Origin of the sequence: Pectobacterium araliae, from assembly GCF_037076465.1 — a bacterium.
Lineage (GTDB): Bacteria > Pseudomonadota > Gammaproteobacteria > Enterobacterales > Enterobacteriaceae > Pectobacterium > Pectobacterium araliae.
The window spans coordinates 4,068,381-4,084,652 of sequence record NZ_AP028908.1 but is presented as its reverse complement, the minus strand read 5'-3'; the positions used below and the strand labels follow the sequence as shown (position 1 = coordinate 4,084,652).

General features: G+C 51.7%; 16 protein-coding genes and 1 pseudogene. 7 read left to right on the top strand and 10 right to left on the bottom strand.

Annotation, left to right across the window (positions count from 1 at the left end; translation table 11 throughout):
- Positions 1-312 precede the first annotated feature (312 nt).
- From AACH44_RS18525 to AACH44_RS18515, 3 genes are all read right to left on the bottom strand, one after another.
- The gene (locus AACH44_RS18525; protein ID WP_010280255.1) at positions 313-1,605 is read right to left on the bottom strand and encodes a TRAP transporter large permease; all 1,293 of its coding nucleotides are present in this window, start codon (positions 1,603-1,605) and stop codon (positions 313-315) included.
- Positions 1,606-1,622: 17 nt separating this feature from the next.
- A complete protein-coding gene (locus tag AACH44_RS18520) occupies positions 1,623-2,129 on the bottom strand; it encodes a TRAP transporter small permease (protein ID WP_261849101.1) in 507 nt (168 codons plus the stop codon).
- Positions 2,130-2,354: 225 nt separating this feature from the next.
- Complete coding sequence (locus AACH44_RS18515; RefSeq protein WP_261849102.1) at positions 2,355-3,332, bottom strand: TRAP transporter substrate-binding protein; 978 nt, start codon at positions 3,330-3,332, stop codon at positions 2,355-2,357.
- A 669-nt stretch (positions 3,333-4,001) separates the two neighbouring features.
- Between AACH44_RS18515 and exbB the strand changes: the two genes are divergently transcribed.
- Entirely contained in the window at positions 4,002-5,006 is a 1,005-nt protein-coding gene (gene exbB, locus AACH44_RS18510) for a tol-pal system-associated acyl-CoA thioesterase (protein WP_338659403.1), read from the top strand.
- Between the two features lie 2 nt (positions 5,007-5,008).
- Positions 5,009-5,434 (top strand): TonB system transport protein ExbD, encoded by a 426-nt coding sequence (gene exbD, locus AACH44_RS18505; RefSeq protein ID WP_005973764.1) that lies wholly within the window; start codon positions 5,009-5,011, stop codon positions 5,432-5,434.
- A 107-nt stretch (positions 5,435-5,541) separates the two neighbouring features.
- On the opposite strand, the gene AACH44_RS18500 is transcribed toward exbD, so the two are convergent.
- The 5 genes from AACH44_RS18500 to AACH44_RS18480 form a co-directional block, all read right to left on the bottom strand.
- Positions 5,542-6,561, bottom strand: coding sequence for a substrate-binding domain-containing protein (locus tag AACH44_RS18500; protein WP_261849104.1), 1,020 nt, complete (start codon positions 6,559-6,561; stop codon positions 5,542-5,544).
- Positions 6,562-6,591: 30 nt separating this feature from the next.
- A complete protein-coding gene (locus tag AACH44_RS18495) occupies positions 6,592-8,001 on the bottom strand; it encodes a glycoside hydrolase family 32 protein (RefSeq protein WP_261849105.1) in 1,410 nt (469 codons plus the stop codon).
- A complete protein-coding gene (locus tag AACH44_RS18490; RefSeq protein WP_261849106.1) occupies positions 8,001-9,371 on the bottom strand; it encodes a sucrose-specific PTS transporter subunit IIBC in 1,371 nt (456 codons plus the stop codon). The genes AACH44_RS18495 and AACH44_RS18490 overlap by 1 nt, the downstream gene beginning before the upstream one ends.
- A gap of 70 nt (positions 9,372-9,441) precedes the next feature.
- Positions 9,442-10,977, bottom strand: a complete 1,536-nt coding sequence (locus AACH44_RS18485) for a carbohydrate porin (RefSeq protein ID WP_261849107.1) — start codon at positions 10,975-10,977, stop codon at positions 9,442-9,444.
- 186 nt (positions 10,978-11,163) lie between these two features.
- The gene (locus tag AACH44_RS18480; RefSeq protein ID WP_261849108.1) at positions 11,164-12,099 is read right to left on the bottom strand and encodes an aminoimidazole riboside kinase; all 936 of its coding nucleotides are present in this window, start codon (positions 12,097-12,099) and stop codon (positions 11,164-11,166) included.
- A 327-nt stretch (positions 12,100-12,426) separates the two neighbouring features.
- Between AACH44_RS18480 and AACH44_RS18475 the strand changes: the two genes are divergently transcribed.
- The 3 genes and pseudogenes from AACH44_RS18475 to AACH44_RS18465 all read left to right on the top strand — a co-directional run.
- The gene (locus tag AACH44_RS18475) at positions 12,427-12,615 is read left to right on the top strand and encodes a hypothetical protein (protein ID WP_261849109.1); all 189 of its coding nucleotides are present in this window, start codon (positions 12,427-12,429) and stop codon (positions 12,613-12,615) included.
- A gap of 169 nt (positions 12,616-12,784) precedes the next feature.
- Positions 12,785-13,336 carry a bactofilin family protein gene (locus tag AACH44_RS18470; RefSeq protein ID WP_261849110.1) on the top strand — a complete coding sequence of 184 codons (552 nt, stop codon included), beginning with the start codon at positions 12,785-12,787 and terminating at the stop codon, positions 13,334-13,336.
- Between the two features lie 138 nt (positions 13,337-13,474).
- Positions 13,475-13,642 (top strand): annotated as a pseudogene (locus AACH44_RS18465) (type II toxin-antitoxin system HigB family toxin); the annotation flags it as partial.
- Between the two features lie 69 nt (positions 13,643-13,711).
- On the opposite strand, the gene AACH44_RS18460 reads toward AACH44_RS18465, so the two are convergent.
- Both AACH44_RS18460 and AACH44_RS18455 read right to left on the bottom strand, forming a co-directional pair.
- Complete coding sequence (locus AACH44_RS18460; protein ID WP_261849112.1) at positions 13,712-13,855, bottom strand: hypothetical protein; 144 nt, start codon at positions 13,853-13,855, stop codon at positions 13,712-13,714.
- Positions 13,856-13,888: 33 nt separating this feature from the next.
- Entirely contained in the window at positions 13,889-15,157 is a 1,269-nt protein-coding gene (locus AACH44_RS18455) for an MFS transporter (RefSeq protein ID WP_261849141.1), read from the bottom strand.
- A 154-nt stretch (positions 15,158-15,311) separates the two neighbouring features.
- Between AACH44_RS18455 and AACH44_RS18450 the strand changes: the two genes are divergently transcribed.
- Positions 15,312-15,758: a winged helix-turn-helix transcriptional regulator gene (locus AACH44_RS18450; protein WP_261849113.1), complete on the top strand. Its 447-nt coding sequence runs from the start codon at positions 15,312-15,314 to the stop codon at positions 15,756-15,758.
- A 9-nt stretch (positions 15,759-15,767) separates the two neighbouring features.
- Positions 15,768-16,265 (top strand): YhbP family protein, encoded by a 498-nt coding sequence (locus AACH44_RS18445; protein ID WP_261849114.1) that lies wholly within the window; start codon positions 15,768-15,770, stop codon positions 16,263-16,265.
- Positions 16,266-16,272 lie beyond the last annotated feature (7 nt).

Sequence of the window (16,272 nt, the reverse complement as noted above, 5' to 3'; positions counted from 1 at the left end):
GGTGGGGAATTGCGGGGGCATGATTGGATTTATACGTGTTCGATTTATGAGGTCTACGTTATCACGGCTTGGGCGGCGTGTGGGATTGAGTGGGATAAGATTGTGTGTAGATGAAAACATTTCAGGAAGGAATCAAGAAGCGTTATGTTATTCGCAACAATGCAGAAAACATGGCGCAATGGGGTAATGCCGATCGTTTAAGGATCGAGATTCCGGGAGCTACCACGGTGCGAGGCATCCCTGCGGGAACCTCATCACCGTGTTTCCCCCGAAGTCCACGTTTAAGCGAGTAGCATTGGCGCAATAGAGGCGTTAGCCGGTGTGAACACCAAAGAATTTGGGTAGCCAGAGTGAGATAGCCGGAATATAGGTGACTAGCATCAGCACAAAGAAAAGTCCGCAGTAGAAGGGCAGCATCGCTTTAACGACCTGTTCTATCTTCTGCTTACTCACCGCACTGGCGACGAAAAGCACCGATCCTACTGGCGGCGTAATCAGGCCGATCCCGAGGTTGACCAGCATGATCATACCGAAATGCACCGGATCGATGCCGAGCGAGTGGGCGACAGGCAGCAGAACGGGGGTCAGAATCAAGATCAGCGGTGCCATGTCCATCAGCGTACCGACGAGCAGCAGCATGATGTTAATCCACATCAGGATGACGTACTTGTTATCCGAAATGGAGGTGAAAAACTCGGTAATACGGCTTGGTAACTGCATGTAGGTCATGATGGCACCGAATGCGGCAGCGAAGCCGATCAGGATCATCACGATCGTGACGGTTTTTACCGTGCGGTACATCAGCTTAGGCAGTTCTGACCACTTATAATCTTTGTAGATGAACATGGTCACGAAGAAGGACCACAGGCAGGCGATGGCTGCCGACTCGGTCGCGGTAAAAATGCCGGACAGAATTCCGCCCATGATGATGACCACCGTCATCAATCCCCACAGGGTATCGACAAAGATTTTTAGCGCCTGACGGAACGGTACGCGTTCGCCTTTCGGGTAGCCTCGTCGATGGGCGAAACCGACACACATCACCATCAAGGTTAGGCTGAGCAGTAGACCGGGCAAGATTCCTGCGATGAACAGCGAGGCAATCGAAACCGTGCCGCCGGTTGCCAGCGAGTAGATTACGGAGTTGTGGCTCGGTGGTGTCAGAATCGCCTGCACGGAACCGCTGGCGGTGACGGCGGCGGAGAAGTCGCGTGGGTAGCCCTTCTTCTCCATTTCCGGGATCATCACTGAGCCTATCGACGCCGTGTCTGCCACCGAAGAGCCGGATATTGCACCGAAAAACGTCGATGCGACGATGTTAACGAGCGATAAGCCGCCGCGAATAAAGCCGACAAAAATATACGCGAAGCTGACTAGCCTGCGGGCGATGCCGCCTTCGGCCATAATGGCTCCAGCCAGAATAAAGAAGGGGATTGCCAGCAGCGAAAATTTGTTCACGCCGTTAGTAATCTGAATCATGACTGCTTCAAGCGGCAGATCGATCCAGAAAGCACCAACAATCGCGCTCAATCCTACTGCGTAGGCGACAGGAACGCCGACCGCCAGCAGCACGGCCAGCGTGGCAACAAGAATAAATGCATCCATGGTATTGGCTCCGAGAATTAAGCACTGCCAAGCATGACCACAGGGCGTTTATCCTGCGGGCCGAAAAACATTTTTTCGATGATAAAGAGCGTAGTGATGAACGAGCCGATAGGGAGCGGCAAATAACTTTCACCCGCGGTTAATAATGGAAATTCTGCGACGGGTTGTTCCCATAACTCCATACAAAGCACCGTGCTGTAATAGAGAATAAACAAGCTAATTAAGAGCATCAGGAGATTCGACAGGTGAATGCAAATCTTCTTACCGGATTCTGGCAATCTGTCTGTCAACATGCTGACGGCAATATGTGAGTTAGAACGGTAACTGACGGCTGCGCCGACAAAAGTAAACGTCACCATACAAATAATCGAAATAGGTTCTGGCCAGGATAATGCCGCATTTAAAACATAACGCGCGAATATACCGATAGGAATGACTAGCGTCATAATTAATAATGCCAGACCAGAAACCCACATGGCAATACGATAAAGTACATCCATACTTGAGAGATAAGACTGTGCCATTGTGTCACCTATATTCACTCCGCTGAGTGATAAGCGGAGGGGAATCAATCTTTCTGATTGTTGATATCAGGCCATTAATGGTGGCGGATAAATAGAGAACTATTTATGAAACGGCTGACAATTCCGTAGTGCGGTGATAATGGATAGGCTTCCATTATCACCGTTTTCATTCTGCAAGTCGGTTTGTCAATAGTCAGCTATTTATCTGCTGGAATGTGGCCTTGATTATTGCGTGTCGGCGACGGCTTTAATCAGATCCTGATATTTGGCACCAAACTGATCGCGTACAGGCTGCGTGGCTTTGAAATAGTACTCGGTATCGATTTCATGGAATTGAGCGCCACCGGCCTTCATTTTATCCAGAGATTGCTGAGTATATTCATTCCACAGCACGCGCTGTTCTTGCTGCGCTTCTTTTGCCAGTTTCAGGATCAGATCCTGATCTTCTTTGGAAAGCTTGTCCCATTTGGTTTTGGAGTACAGGAACAGCTCAGGAATAATAAAGTGGCGGCTCCAGGTGAAATTCTTGGCAACGGGCATGTAGTTATGTGCAACATAGGTTGGCGGATTATTCTCGGTGCCATCAATCACGCCGGTTTGCATACCGCTGAAGACTTCACTGGTGCCCATGGCGATGGCGTTAGCACCCATCGCTTTCAGCGTGGCGAGAGCGACCTGACTGGTTTGAACGCGAATCTTCATGCCTTTGAGGTCTTCTGGTTTTGCCACTGGCTGCTTGGTGATTAAATTACGTGTTCCCGCGTCCATCCAGCCCAGGAAAACCAATTTTGATTTACTGTTCTGGGTAATCTTGTCACCAATTTCCTGCCCGATTTTTCCATCTAGCACTTTATGCAGATGATCTTCGTCACGGAAAATATAGGGCAGGGTAAAGACTTCTATTTCCGGCAAAATAGCGGCAACGGGCGTCATTGATACACGAATAATATCAATCGCGCCGAGCTGCGCCTGCTCAATCATTTGTTTTTCATCACCTAATACGCCGCCAGGGAAGGTTTTAATTTCCAGTCTGCCATTGGTAGCAGCTTTTAATTTTTCTCCCATTTTCTGTACGGCGACGACATTCGGATAACCTTCAGGGTGAACATCGGAGGCTTTAATTTGTTGTGCCTGAATCGCTTGGCTCATCAGGAGTACGGTAGAACTCAAACAAACGCCGATCAATGTTTTCGACAGCTTCATTGAATTATCTCCAGAGGTAGGGTGACATTATCGATAATCAAAGGGTGATTAAAAAATAAACCCATGAAAAATAGAGTAATGAATGGCGGGTTTACTGGTGAGAGGACGGCATCCTTGTATGGGGTATTATCGTGGTGCGCGTCGGCATTCTCTGTGAGCTAAGCTAACCTATTATACAACTTCGTAGAATGACTCGTGTCACAAAAGAAACAGCTAATATGAAATGCTGTTTTATCGGGGTTTTATTCCTTTTTCTTCAATCTAAATATGCGTAACATGGTGTTTTTATTTGTCTTATTGTGTTTTTATGTTTCTGTTTATTTCATTAAACCTATCGCCAGCCACCATGAAATGGTGTGATAACTTAATGTCGATCACAAAAACCTAACGGAACAATGAGACATTTTAGGCGAGTGCCTGCGGCTCTCCTACCAGATAGGTTCCTGAATACGATTTTTCATGGTTTTGATACCACGCCCATCGATATGCAGGTAATACCCCCAAGAACCCTGTCAGAACGCAAGAAAAAGTGTGTTATCTGGTGTAAATAATAATGAGAACGACTATCAATTCGTTCAGGGTTTGGTATCATTTCAGGCTGCGTTATTACGGCATTATACCTGCGGGTATGTGTGCGTTATTGTACAGAACGAATGGTGGAGGCACAGCGTGAAGACGGCTGTCAGTAATACAACTCAACAGGTGTTATCAGCCTGGCAAAAAAAACGTGGTGCGTTCAGCGCATTTTCCCGTAGCGTGCTGGTTATCCTGCTGTGTATGGCGGGACTAAGTGGAAATGCGTTTGCAGCGCCGGCAACGACGCCGTTATCGACAGAAAATGCCGCGACAGCGGCTCAGCCTGCTGCTGCATCTCCTTCTGCACCTGTGGCAACCGATGCACCAGCATCAGCACTCTCGCTTCCGGCCAGTGCTGCACCGGGTACGAATAACCTGATGAAGACCGATTTGTCCGTCTGGGGCATGTATCAGCACGCGGATGCCGTGGTGAAAACGGTGATGATCGGTTTGCTGCTGGCTTCCGTGATTACCTGGGCGATTTTCTTCAGTAAAAGCGTTGAAATGTCTGGTGCGAAACGCCGACTGCGCCGTGAGTATCTGGCGTTGGAACAGGCGAAAACGCTGGACGATGCGCTGGAGACGGCAGAGGCGTTCAAATCAGGCAGCGTAGCGCAGCAGTTATTAGTGGATGCACAGAACGAGTTGGAACTGTCTGTGCGTTCGGATGACAACAACGGGATTAAAGAGCGCACCGCGTTTCGTCTGGAACGTCGCGTGGCGGCGACCGGGCGTCATATGGGGCGTGGCAATGGCTACCTGGCTACGGTCGGCGCGGTTGCGCCGTTCGTGGGGCTGTTCGGTACGGTATGGGGCATTATGAACAGCTTCATCGGTATTGCACAGACGCAAACCACTAACCTGGCGGTGGTTGCACCGGGGATTGCAGAAGCCCTGCTGGCGACGGCGATTGGCTTGGTCGCTGCGATCCCTGCGGTGGTTATCTATAACGTCTTCACCCGTTCGATTGCGGGCTACAAAGCGATGGTTGGCGATGTAGCGGCGCAAGTGTTGCTGTTGCAAAGCCGCGATCTTGATGTCGCCGCCAGCAACGATAACCGGGCGTCTTCAGCAGCGCATAAACTGCGGGTGGGTTAATCATGGCGATGCATTTGAAGGAGGACGTGGGTGATGACGGTGAAATGCATGACATCAACGTCACGCCGTTCATTGACGTCATGCTTGTTCTGCTGATCATCTTCATGGTGGCGGCACCGCTGGCAACGGTGGACATTCGTGTCGATCTGCCAGCATCATCAGCAGTACCGCAGCCGCGTCCAGAGAAGCCACTTTATCTGACGGTAAAAGCGGATAAGCAAATGTTTTTGGGGGAAGAGGCGATTAACGAACAGTCTCTGGCTCAGGTGTTGGATGCGAAAACCAGCGCTAACAAAGAAACCACTATCTTCTTTCAGGCGGATAAAAGCGTCGATTATGAAACCATCATGAGCGTGATGGACTCACTGCGTAAAGCGGGCTACCTCAAGGTTGGCTTGGTTGGTGCGGAAACCGCTGCTGCTAAATAACGATTACGAGTGATGCTTTAAGAAGGAATGCGGGATGAAAATTCAAACCGCATTCCTTTTTTTACGCCTGTAGGTTTCATCTGGGTGATATGGCTGGCCGCTTTGGCCTACGCCCGTGAGTCGGGGTGACGCCAGTGAATACGCGTTGGGATATAGCGCCGATCTTCTTCAAGCGGCTGTTGTGCAATCAAACTCGTAATCATTTCAAAGCTGTTACGTGCCAGATTTTCACAGTCCTGTGCCACGGTATCGATCTTCAGCGGCAAACAATCAAACAGATAGTGATCGTCAAAGCAACATAGACGGATGCCGCTTTCCATCAGGTTATGCTGGTTCATATAGCGCAGCACGCCTTCCATCAGGCCACAAGCGGCAACAAACAGCGCTTTTGGCGGGCGTCCCAGCGTCGCACACAGTTGAGCAAACATTTCATAACCCGCGCTGGGGTGATAACTGCCGTGAAGAATCCATTCTGGCTGGCAGTCGATACCTGCGCGTGTCAGCCCAAGCTGGAAGCCTTCCAGCCGGTGGCGAGTGGGAGAAATGCGCGGCTGGCCGCCAAGGAAATAGAATTCATCACGATGCTGGCGGGCGATTCGCTCGACCATTTCCGCCGTCGATTCTACCGCTTCGGAAATCACCATCGGCAGTGTGGAATCACCAATAATCCGGTCAAATTGTACGACGGGCAACTGCTGATTAATTTTCTGATACTCGGTATCGTTTAACAGACTGGAGGCGACGATCAGGCCATCGACCTGACGTTGTACCAGGCTGTTGACCGCCATCATCTCCTGACTGGCATTTTCGTCGGTACAGGCAATCAGTAACTGTAACCCTGCTTCACGGCATAGCATCTCCAATTCACGGGAAATGACGGCGAAGCCGTAGTTGGTCATTTCCGGCACCACAAGCCCCAGCGTGTTGCTGCGTGAGGAACGCAGCGAACGGGCGTGAATGCTGGGCTGATAACGCTGCTCATGCGCGACGGCCAAAATGCGATCGCGGGTTTCATCAGAAACGCGAAACTCTTTGCTGCGGCCGTTAAGCACCAGACTGGCGGTGGATTTTGATACACCGGCTAGCGCGGCGATGTCACTGATTGTTATGCGTTTAGTCGGTTTCACCGCGAGGTCTGCTATCAGAAAAAAGGGAAGTTATTCTATCACGCATGGCGCTAACAGCCAGTGTTGTAGCGTTAATCGTCCAGAGCCGCTGAACGTGATAGTCGCCTCGCTTTCTGGGAAATAGCGTGAGGACATCACGGCTTCGCCATCGTTGATAAAAATTTCAACGCTGGAGCGATCGCACAGTATCTGCAATTGACGGAGGTCGCCGCGCCAATAGCGGTGTTCGGGTTCCCCAGTGCGACGGTTGTGTCGGCTTATCGTTACGCGTTCACCGTCCCAGCAGAGAACGATCTGCGAGGCAAGGTTACACTGGAATTCCCCTTGCACGGTGATGAGCACTTCCGCACTGCTCGCGTTCAGCGGCAACGCGTAGTCTGCGGCACCCTGCCAGGTGTAATGCTGCTTGCGCAGCTGTTGCAATTCGCGAGCAGGGCGTTGGTAAACGCGGTTGCCATGCAGTGTGAGTTCACGCGGGCAGGTCATGGTATGAATCCAACCGTATTCGATCGTCGGTTCAAAAAACTCATTATCGTCAGGAATCGACATCCAGCCGAATAACAAGCGTCGCCCGTCTTCACTCAGCGTGGTTTGTGGCGCGTAAAATTCGAAACCGAGATCCAGTTCGTGGAACGCCTGATGGGGGTAAGCACCGCTGTTGTAGTCGAGTGAGCCAATGAAATAGCCAGCCTGGAAGGTATTCAGGTAGCGTTCTCCTTCGGCAGGGATGCCCTGCGGGCAGCAAATGAGCACCTCTTTGCCATCCAGTGGGAACAGGTCTGGGCACTCCCACATATAGCCAAAATCACCGAGTCCGCCCAGACGGGAACCGGCGATCTCGCCGATCTTGTCCCATGCCAGCAGGTCGGCAGAACGGTAGAGCAGCACTTTACCTTGCAGGCAGAGATCCTGTGCACCAAGCACCATGTACCAGTGGTCATCATGACGCCACACTTTAGGGTCGCGGACGTGGCCGGTGTAGCCATCGGGAAGCGTTAGCACAGCGCCCAGCTTGTCATATTCACCGTTAGGGTTTTCACGGGCGAGGCATTGAAACGCGGTGCGTGAGCCATCGTCGTATTTCACGTTACCCGTATACATCAGCATAATCGCGCCCTGATCGACTATGGCAGAGCCGGAGTAGCAGCCGTGGCTTTCATAGCTTTCACTCGGCACTAGCGCCACGGGTTCATGCGTCCAGTTCACCAGATCGGCGGAGCTCCAGTGCCCCCAGAATTTCGCTCCGTGGGCACAGGCTAAAGGATTCCACTGATAAAACAGATGGTAGCGCCCATTGTGATGAATGAATCCGTTCGGATCGTTAAGCAGGCCCACGCACGGGGACAGATGCCATTCTGGGCGATACGGATCTTCCTGTTTCCGTGAATGACCTGACATCAGGGCGTGTGCCATGCGTTTTAGTAAGTGGATTTCCTTCATTATTCGCTATCCGTTTTGTATTTCAGCAGTAAGGAAATGACAAAGGCGGCACCGAATGCAATCAACATCCCAATCAGGTAGTTAAGCATTGAGCCCCCTTGCACAATGGCCAACCCCGGAAAACCGGTTAGCCCGACGGCCGTCATATTGACATGATTGAAGACCACCCACGCGCCACCGAGCGCACCGCCCGCCAGTGCCGCCAAGAACGGTTTAATGAAGCGCAGGTTGATACCAAATATCGCCGCTTCCGTGATACCCAGCAGACAAGAAAGCCCTGCGGGAACGGCAATCGCTCGGGTTTTGGCATCACGCGTTTTGAAGTAGACTGCCAGACACGCGCCGCCCTGTGCCACGTTCGCCATTGCCCAAATCGGCAGCAGGAAGTTGACGCCGATGTTCGGGTTGCCGAGCAACCCGGCTTCAATCGCATGGAAGCTGTGATGAACACCGGTGATAACGATGACGGAGTAGAGGCCGCCGAACAGCAAACCGGCCAGCCAGCCAGCGTGGGCAATCAGTGTGCTGAGAACTAAAGAAATACCATCGCCCAGTGCACGCCCAGCCGGACCGATAAGCAACATCGCGACGAAACCGGAGATGATGACGGTCAGGAATGGCGTGACGATGATGTCCAGCGCATCCGGTACGATTTTACGCAGGCGCTTTTCCACAATGCTCATGAACCAGACGGCGAGCAGGACCGGAAATACCGTGCCCTGATAGCCAATCATGGCGATGTCCATGCCGAAGAAATGCATGGTCTGGAAGCCCCCGGCGACGCCCCAGGCGTTGGTCAGCGCCGGATGGGTCAGGATACCGCCCAGCGTTGCACCCAGATAGGGATTGCCGCCGAATTCCCGTGCGGCGGTAAAACCGATCAAAACAGGTAGGATAATAAAGGCTGCGGAGCTGAACATATCCAGCATCACGAAGATCGCGCTGCTGGCATCGACCCAGCCGTAGGTCTTGATCATGCCGAGCAAACCCATCAACAGACCAGATGCGATAATCGCAGGCATGATAGGGACGAAAATATTCGATAGCAGACGTGCCAGTCTTTGCAGCGGATTCAGCTTTTTCGCCGCGATGGAGGCGGCTTCGGATTTGCTTGATTCACTGATGCCAGCGGCTTTAATGAACTCAGAGTAAACCTTGTTCACCAGCCCGGTGCCGAAAATAATTTGCATTTGTCCGGCGTTCTGAAAGCAGCCTTTTACACCATCAACATTCTCGATTGCTTTTTTGTCTGCCAGCCTGTCGTCGTTCAGCACTAAACGCAGACGAGTGGCGCAGTGGGCGGCACTGGCGATATTCTCTTTCCCGCCAAGCAAGGGGATGAGTGCGGAGGCAGTTGCGTTGATATCCATGTTATTCCTCTGTGTATACCGTTTCTTTAGCGTCGATTAGCGTGTCATCGACACCAAGGCTAGCCAATCATCAGAACCAGGTTTCCATCTGGATGCCAAAGTTCCATTCGCCGCCTGCTTTAAAGCCGCTGGAGCCAAATGTATCTTCACTGGAGTAGTTATCCAGTCGTTTATCCCAGTCCATGTAGCTGGCAAATATGCGCAGCTCAGGACGGCTGAAGAAGTTACCGATATCGCCGACCTTGAACGTCGGTGCAAAGGTCAGTTTATAGAAGCCGCCGCTAACCTGATTCAGGCTCCGATAACCGCGCGGATCGAGGTCCATGTATTGATAGCTGCCTTCATAAGCCAGTGCAAAGTTTTCGGTGATTTCCTGAATCAGGCGCGCATTAAACGTCACCCATTCGTAGCTATCGCCGTTGACGTAACGGTCTTTGCTGGTCTGCGCCAGAATGGATGGCGCGAAGCTCCAGGTCTTATTTAGCGCGGTAGTACCGTAGGTCGCAAAGCGCCAGGTGTTGGCGTCATTCGTCAGGTTGCCGTCGGCACCGATGTTCTTCACTTCGCCGCCCAGACCGTGGCCATAGAGGATGGCCGTTTTCGATGTCCCGTCGCGTAAGCCGTAGAAACTGTCACCGTGGTACGCCGCCATCGCGTGGTAGCCTTTATCGCCCGCATTGGTATTGGTGACGACGGTTCTATCACGGCTTGTACCGGTGTTTTCTTTTACATCGTTGTTCTTGGCGGTTAACCCACTCAGCATGAACTGAAATGGTCCGGTGTAGTTGTTGGCGGTAAAGACGTAGTTTTTGATCTCGTTATCCAGCGAGGTAATTTCGCCGAGGCTGCGACCATACAGCGAGAAGTTACTCTTGGCGTTATCCGCCCATTTCACGTCATAGATCCCGCCGCCGGTGCCCGCGAGGAACACCACGTCACTATCCAGCCAGTGAATATCGAAGTTATCACGATCGAAGCGTTTACCCGCCCACAGCGTGGTGTCCTTAAAGGCACCCGTGAAGGTCGGTAGTGAGCCCAGCTCGACGAAGGCTTCGCGAATGTTCAGATCGCTAGTGGCTGCCGTCCAGTCGTTATAGCTGCGCTGGCCGTCCGCCATCATCACCTTGAAACGCGTGGTCGCGCCGTTATCCAGCTTTTGTTTGTGCTCCAGTTTGATCTCGACATAGGTGTCGTCTTCATTACCCAAGCGACCAATATGCCCACCTGTCTGACCAGCCGGAGACATACCCGGCCCGATATCGGTTTTGGAACTGGTGGCAGAATCATTGATCGACAGGCCAGAACGCGCATAGCCGTGGAATTCGAAGCCATCGGCGAACGACTTTTGTTTAGCCAGCGCCGTCGTGCGCTGTTCCACTTGCTGGGTTTTTTGTTCGGTTTGCGTGGTGCGGGTCGCTAGCTGTTGGGTTTGCTTTTCCGCGGCGTTGGCTCTGGCTTCGGCGGCTTGAACACGTGCTTCAGCCTGCTGCAAACGCTGTTCCATGACGTTCAGGCGAGCCTCAATACTATCGGTGTTGGCAGCAGAAACATAAAAGGGGGAGGAGAGTAACAATCCTATCGTCACAGCAAGGTGGCTTGGTTTCATTTTTTCTTTCTCGTCGTGAAGGCGATTTATTATTTTGGGATTTCTCATGTTTAGCTAAATTGCTAAACCGGTTTTTCATGAGAAAAATAAAAGCCTGCAGATGGGTTAGCAAGAAATTTCATTTGCCCGATTCTGTAATTGTGATCCTGACTACAAAACCGGGCGGTAACCGTATGAAACGAGGGGTTAGGGCTTGGTTACGGGTGGGTGGGGTAATTGCTGTGCGTAAGGGAGTGCCGTCATTGCGCCTTTTGCCGTGGTGGTCAGCGCACCACACTGCTGTGCCTGCGCGATAATCGGGTCCCAACTCAGCGGCTGTGACAAGTCGTCATATTGCGCCAGGCCATGCAGTAAACCCGCAACGAAAGCATCCCCTGCACCAGTGGTATCAACAGGTTTCACCGTTGGTGCGGCAAAGTGCTGTAGCTGGTGGCGATCGTGCAGCCAGACGCCTTCACTTCCCAGCGTCACCAGCAACAATCGAGTAGGGTAGCGCTGCATGAACTGCTTGATGCCTTCTTCAACGTCCGGTGTTGCACAGAGAAAAGCCAGTTCTTCGCGCGACAATTTCACCACATCGGCCAGCATTAGCGCCTGTGTCAGACAATGGCGCAGTTCTTGTTTGCTTTGCCAGAGATCGCCACGGATATTCGGATCGAAGCTGACCCGTCCCTGTGCAGCTTTCGCCTGCCGCATCGCTTCAAATGTGGTACTGCGCGACGGTTCTTGCGACAGCGCGATAGAGCAGAGGTGCAGCCATTCTTTCTGGTTGAACACCGGCAGGTCTTTCGGTTGTAAAAACAGGTCGGCACTCGGACGCACCATGAACGTGAAGGTGCGTTCCCCAGTTTCATCGAGGCTCACGACCACGGTTGAGGTTCGGTGATGCCTGTCGTGCACCATGTAATGGGTATCGACGCTTTCCTGTTCCAGAACCGTTTTTAGAAAATGGCCAAAAACATCGTCACCAACGCGACCGACAAAGGCGCTGTTTCCCCCCAGTCTGGCAATGCCGACCGCGACATTGGCTGGCGCACCGCCGGGGCATTTCAGATAGCGTTCCGTATCTTCCGGGATGAGATCGACAACCGCGTCGCCCATGACCCAAATTCTGTTTGCCATAACGTTACTCTTATCAATGATAATTAAACTGTTTGCTAAAATAGAAGAATCGGTTTAGCTAAGCAATGTCATTATGAAAATGCCTGCGTAATTACCTGCAACGAGGAAATAAGTAGAGGGAGAGGCGGTTAGTTACAGGAATATGTTAAGTGTTTGGATAATCATGTTTTTTTGACATGGTCGTATAAAGAAAGGAAAGTAAACGAGAGCGGGTTTTTGAAATCGCGGGCTAAATAAAATACGTTCTTGCCCGATACTCTCTATGTCGTTTGGCAGTACAGCGTGACTGTCCCCAAGGAAGATACCAAGCAAGAAGGAGAGAATGGCATGGCTCATAAAATCTTGGATAACATGTTGGATGAATTAAAGACCGTGGTTAAACAGCACGTCGGCGATAGTGCTGGTGTTCAGATCGACATACGCTATCTGGAAGGAGGACGTAAAACACTTCGTATTACTATTCCTGATATTTCCACCCTGGAAATTGAATTTAATCGGCGTTCCGATCGTGCGTAATTACAACCAGCTTTGGGGAATATGGGCGATATGGGCGTTATTGGTTATCGTCTGGCTTGTTGATATTTATAGCGAATTTCCCCTTCGATATTACGATCAGGGAGTGGCGGCTGTACTCGCCGCAAGTGCCACGATCGCATTTTTCTATACTGTTAAAAGGAATAACACGATGTTTTCATTCGATAAAAACAAAAAAGACGCAAAAGAGCCGCAAGGGCGCAGTGAAATAAACAGCTCTCCCGCTATTAGCCCATCGAACGAGTTGATTAATTCAGTGAATCCTGTGCGTGTGAAAAAGGACACCTTCATTTCTCAGGGGGGACGTATGACGGGCTCTCTGGCTGTGGATGGCAACATCACCGTGGAAGGCCAGGTGGAAGGTGATGTGCAGTGTGATAACACGATTAAAGTGGAGCACACTGGTCAGATCAACGGCGAAATGAAATCGCAGCAGATCGTCATCAACGGTCGCGTTGAAGGACGCATAGCAGCCAGCGTTGTGGCGATTTTAGCGCAGGGAAAAGTGTTCGGCGATATTTTCACCGATGAACTCTCTATCGAAAAAGGCGGCATCTTCACCGGTCAATCCCACCCACTCACTCCGCCAGCGCAGAGTCAGGAAAAACTGACCTACGTGGAAAAGAAAAAAGAGAAAACCGCTAAGGTGCTCGCAGAGCAAGAGAACGTCGTGGCGTTAGCAGGAAGTGCGCCGACGGCGTGAGGTGTGTGATAGCGTTCCCCACTCGCGTGGGGATAAGCCGAATAGTAAAGATATAAGTCATCTCGGTTTCCATATTGTCAACTCATTCCGTTTACGACATAGTGTTTCCAATTTGGAAACGACAGGAAAGGAATCAGGATGCATGTTATTTCGCGGGCACCTTTTGACGCGGCAACCACGCAGTTTCCAAATCAGGCGGCAGCACTTGCTGATCTATATTTGGTTATCAAACGTGAAATGTATGCAACGCCGGACGATATGAAAAAACGCTTCCCCAGCATAGATAGGATGAAATACCGGGAAAAGTGATGGGGGATTGCGTGTCAGTATTACAGAATGTTGTTTTTGTGCTCACCGTACTGGTGAAGCATGATACTAATGATTTTTGGTCTTCCATACGCTGCTCCGCTCAGACGGGAATCCCACGCGGGCAGACGGGAAAACCCGACTCTGTGCAGTCTCAGCCAAATAACGTCGGCCACGCTCATCGGCATCGGCCAGTAATGTCAGTTCGCTCATGATTTCTCCTTTATCAATAATCATTTTCTGTTATCACGATAGCGTGAATGTTGTCGGTGACGGGACTGAAAGGTGCAGCGTCATTTTCCAGAAGAGTAACGCCAGCAGGCTGACGGCGGCGCCAAGAAGACATACGCCTGACCAGCCAGCAGCGTCATACGCCACTGTGGTTGCCATCGCGCCCAGCCCGCTGCCGATGCTATAAAACAGCATATAGCAGCCTACCAGACGGCTGTGCGCATCAGGATGCGTCTTGAAAATCATGCTTTGGTTGGTGACGTGAATGGCCTGTCCGCCCAGATCGAGCACGATAATGCCGACCACCAGCGCGAAGAGAGAATAGGGCGCGAACCACAGCGGTAGCCATGATGCCATCAGCAGCAACAGAGCGATGCCGCTGACCCACTGACCACGACCTTTATCAGCCAGTGAACCTGCTTTCACTGCCGCCAATGCGCCGAGAATACCCACCAGACCAAACGCACCGATAACCGTATGAGAGAAGAAATACGGTGCGCGACTCAGTGGCAGAACTAACGCGCTCCAGAAAATGCTCAGGGCAGCAAACATCAGTAAAGCGATGACGCCACGTATTTGCAACACCCGTTCTTTACGCAACAGGGTCAGCATAGAAATCAGCAACGCGGAATAGCGCGGGCGTTGCCGGGCAGGTGGCTGATGCGGCAGCACGCGCCACAGAAGTACGGCAAGCATCAGCATCAGCAGTGCGGAGAAAAAGTATACGCAGCGCCAGCCTGCTAGATCGGCAATGAAGCCGGACAGCACGCGAGCCAGTAAAAGCCCAATCACTACGCCGCCCTGTGCGGCACCCACAACGCGCCCACGCTCTTGCGGTGCAGCCGCCGTCGCAGCATAAGCAATCAGACCCTGAGTCATGGCCGTGCCGAGCATGCCCACAGCCAGCATGCCGAGCAATAAATACAGGGATGTGGTCGCGAGTCCAACGGCAACCAGCGCCACGATGAGCGTACTCAACTGCGCCAACATCAAATAGCGTCGATTGAGAATATCTCCCAGTGGCACCAGCAAAATTAACGCCAGCGCACAGCCAAGCTGTGTTGCCGTCATTACCCCGCCAACGGCAGCGATACTGAGGTGAAAATCTACCGATAAGGCATCCAGCAGCGGCTGTGCGTAATACACATTGGCGACGCTGAGGGCGCTGGCACAGGCAAAGAGCAACACGACATGGCGCGGTAATGCCGTCTGGGTGGGGGGCACATTGCTGTAAAGATCATATGCTGTGACGGATGACGTGGTATGAATAGGGCTATTTTTCATCATATTGGCTTTCATTATTCTATGTGGTTTCAAAATAAAACCATTTTAAGCATGGGTTATATGGTTTTATTATGCAACCAAAATATGTGGGATCGGTTTTTCAGCGTGGGGATAAGGCAGATAGGATGAACAGGAAAAAGGGGAGGAAATAGGTATGGTGAAGCGCAAAAGTCTAAAAGAGGATGTGTGCCCTGTTGCGCGCGCGCTGGATGTGGTTGGCGATCGTTGGACATTGCTAATTATCCGTGATGCTTTCGATAATCGCCGCCGTTTCAGCGATTTTCAGCGCAGTTTGGGCGTTGCCAAAAATATTCTTACCGACCGTCTGCGCACCTTGGTTGACGAGGGCATTTTGTCCGTTCAGCCCGTTTCCGAAAATTCGGCCTATCAGGAATATGTTCTGACACCAAAAGGTGAGCAGCTATTCCCGCTCGTTGTGGCGCTACGCCAGTGGGGTGAACAGCAGCTGTTCGCTGAAGGGGAGCCTCACTCCCGGCTATTGGATAAACACACCGGCCGCCCCTTACAAACTATGCTGCCGCACTCTGCGCAAGGGCAACGGTTGGCTGGGCAGGATACGTTTGTTCAGAAAATCGATTGAGGTGCCGTGATGCAGAAAGAATCGAGAGAAACAGGCAGCGATCTTGAGGCAATCTCCCGCTATCTGAAGAAGTTGCACGTACTGACGCTATGCGTGGGTGAAAATTCGGAATTATGGTGTGCGAGTTGCTTCTATACTTATGACGATCAACAAATAGCCTTCTATCTAATGACGGAGTTGCAGACGCGCCACGGTGAAATCATGGCAAGATTGCCGCAGGTGGCCGGTACGGTCAGCGGCCAGCCGAAGAGCGTAATGTTGATTAAAGGCGTACAGTTTCGGGCGCAGGCGGTGCAGTTGGAGGGCGATGACGCGCAGCAGGCTAGAGCACGGTACAACGCACGTTTTCCTATTGCACGGGTATCGCAAGCGCCGATCTGGCGGCTCAGCCTGACAGAAGTCAAGATGACGGATAATACGCTGGGCTTTGGTAAGAAACGCTACTGGCAGCGCGACGAGCAAACGGGTCAGAAAGAACACGATAAGCATGACAAGATGAGAGAGTAAAAGACGC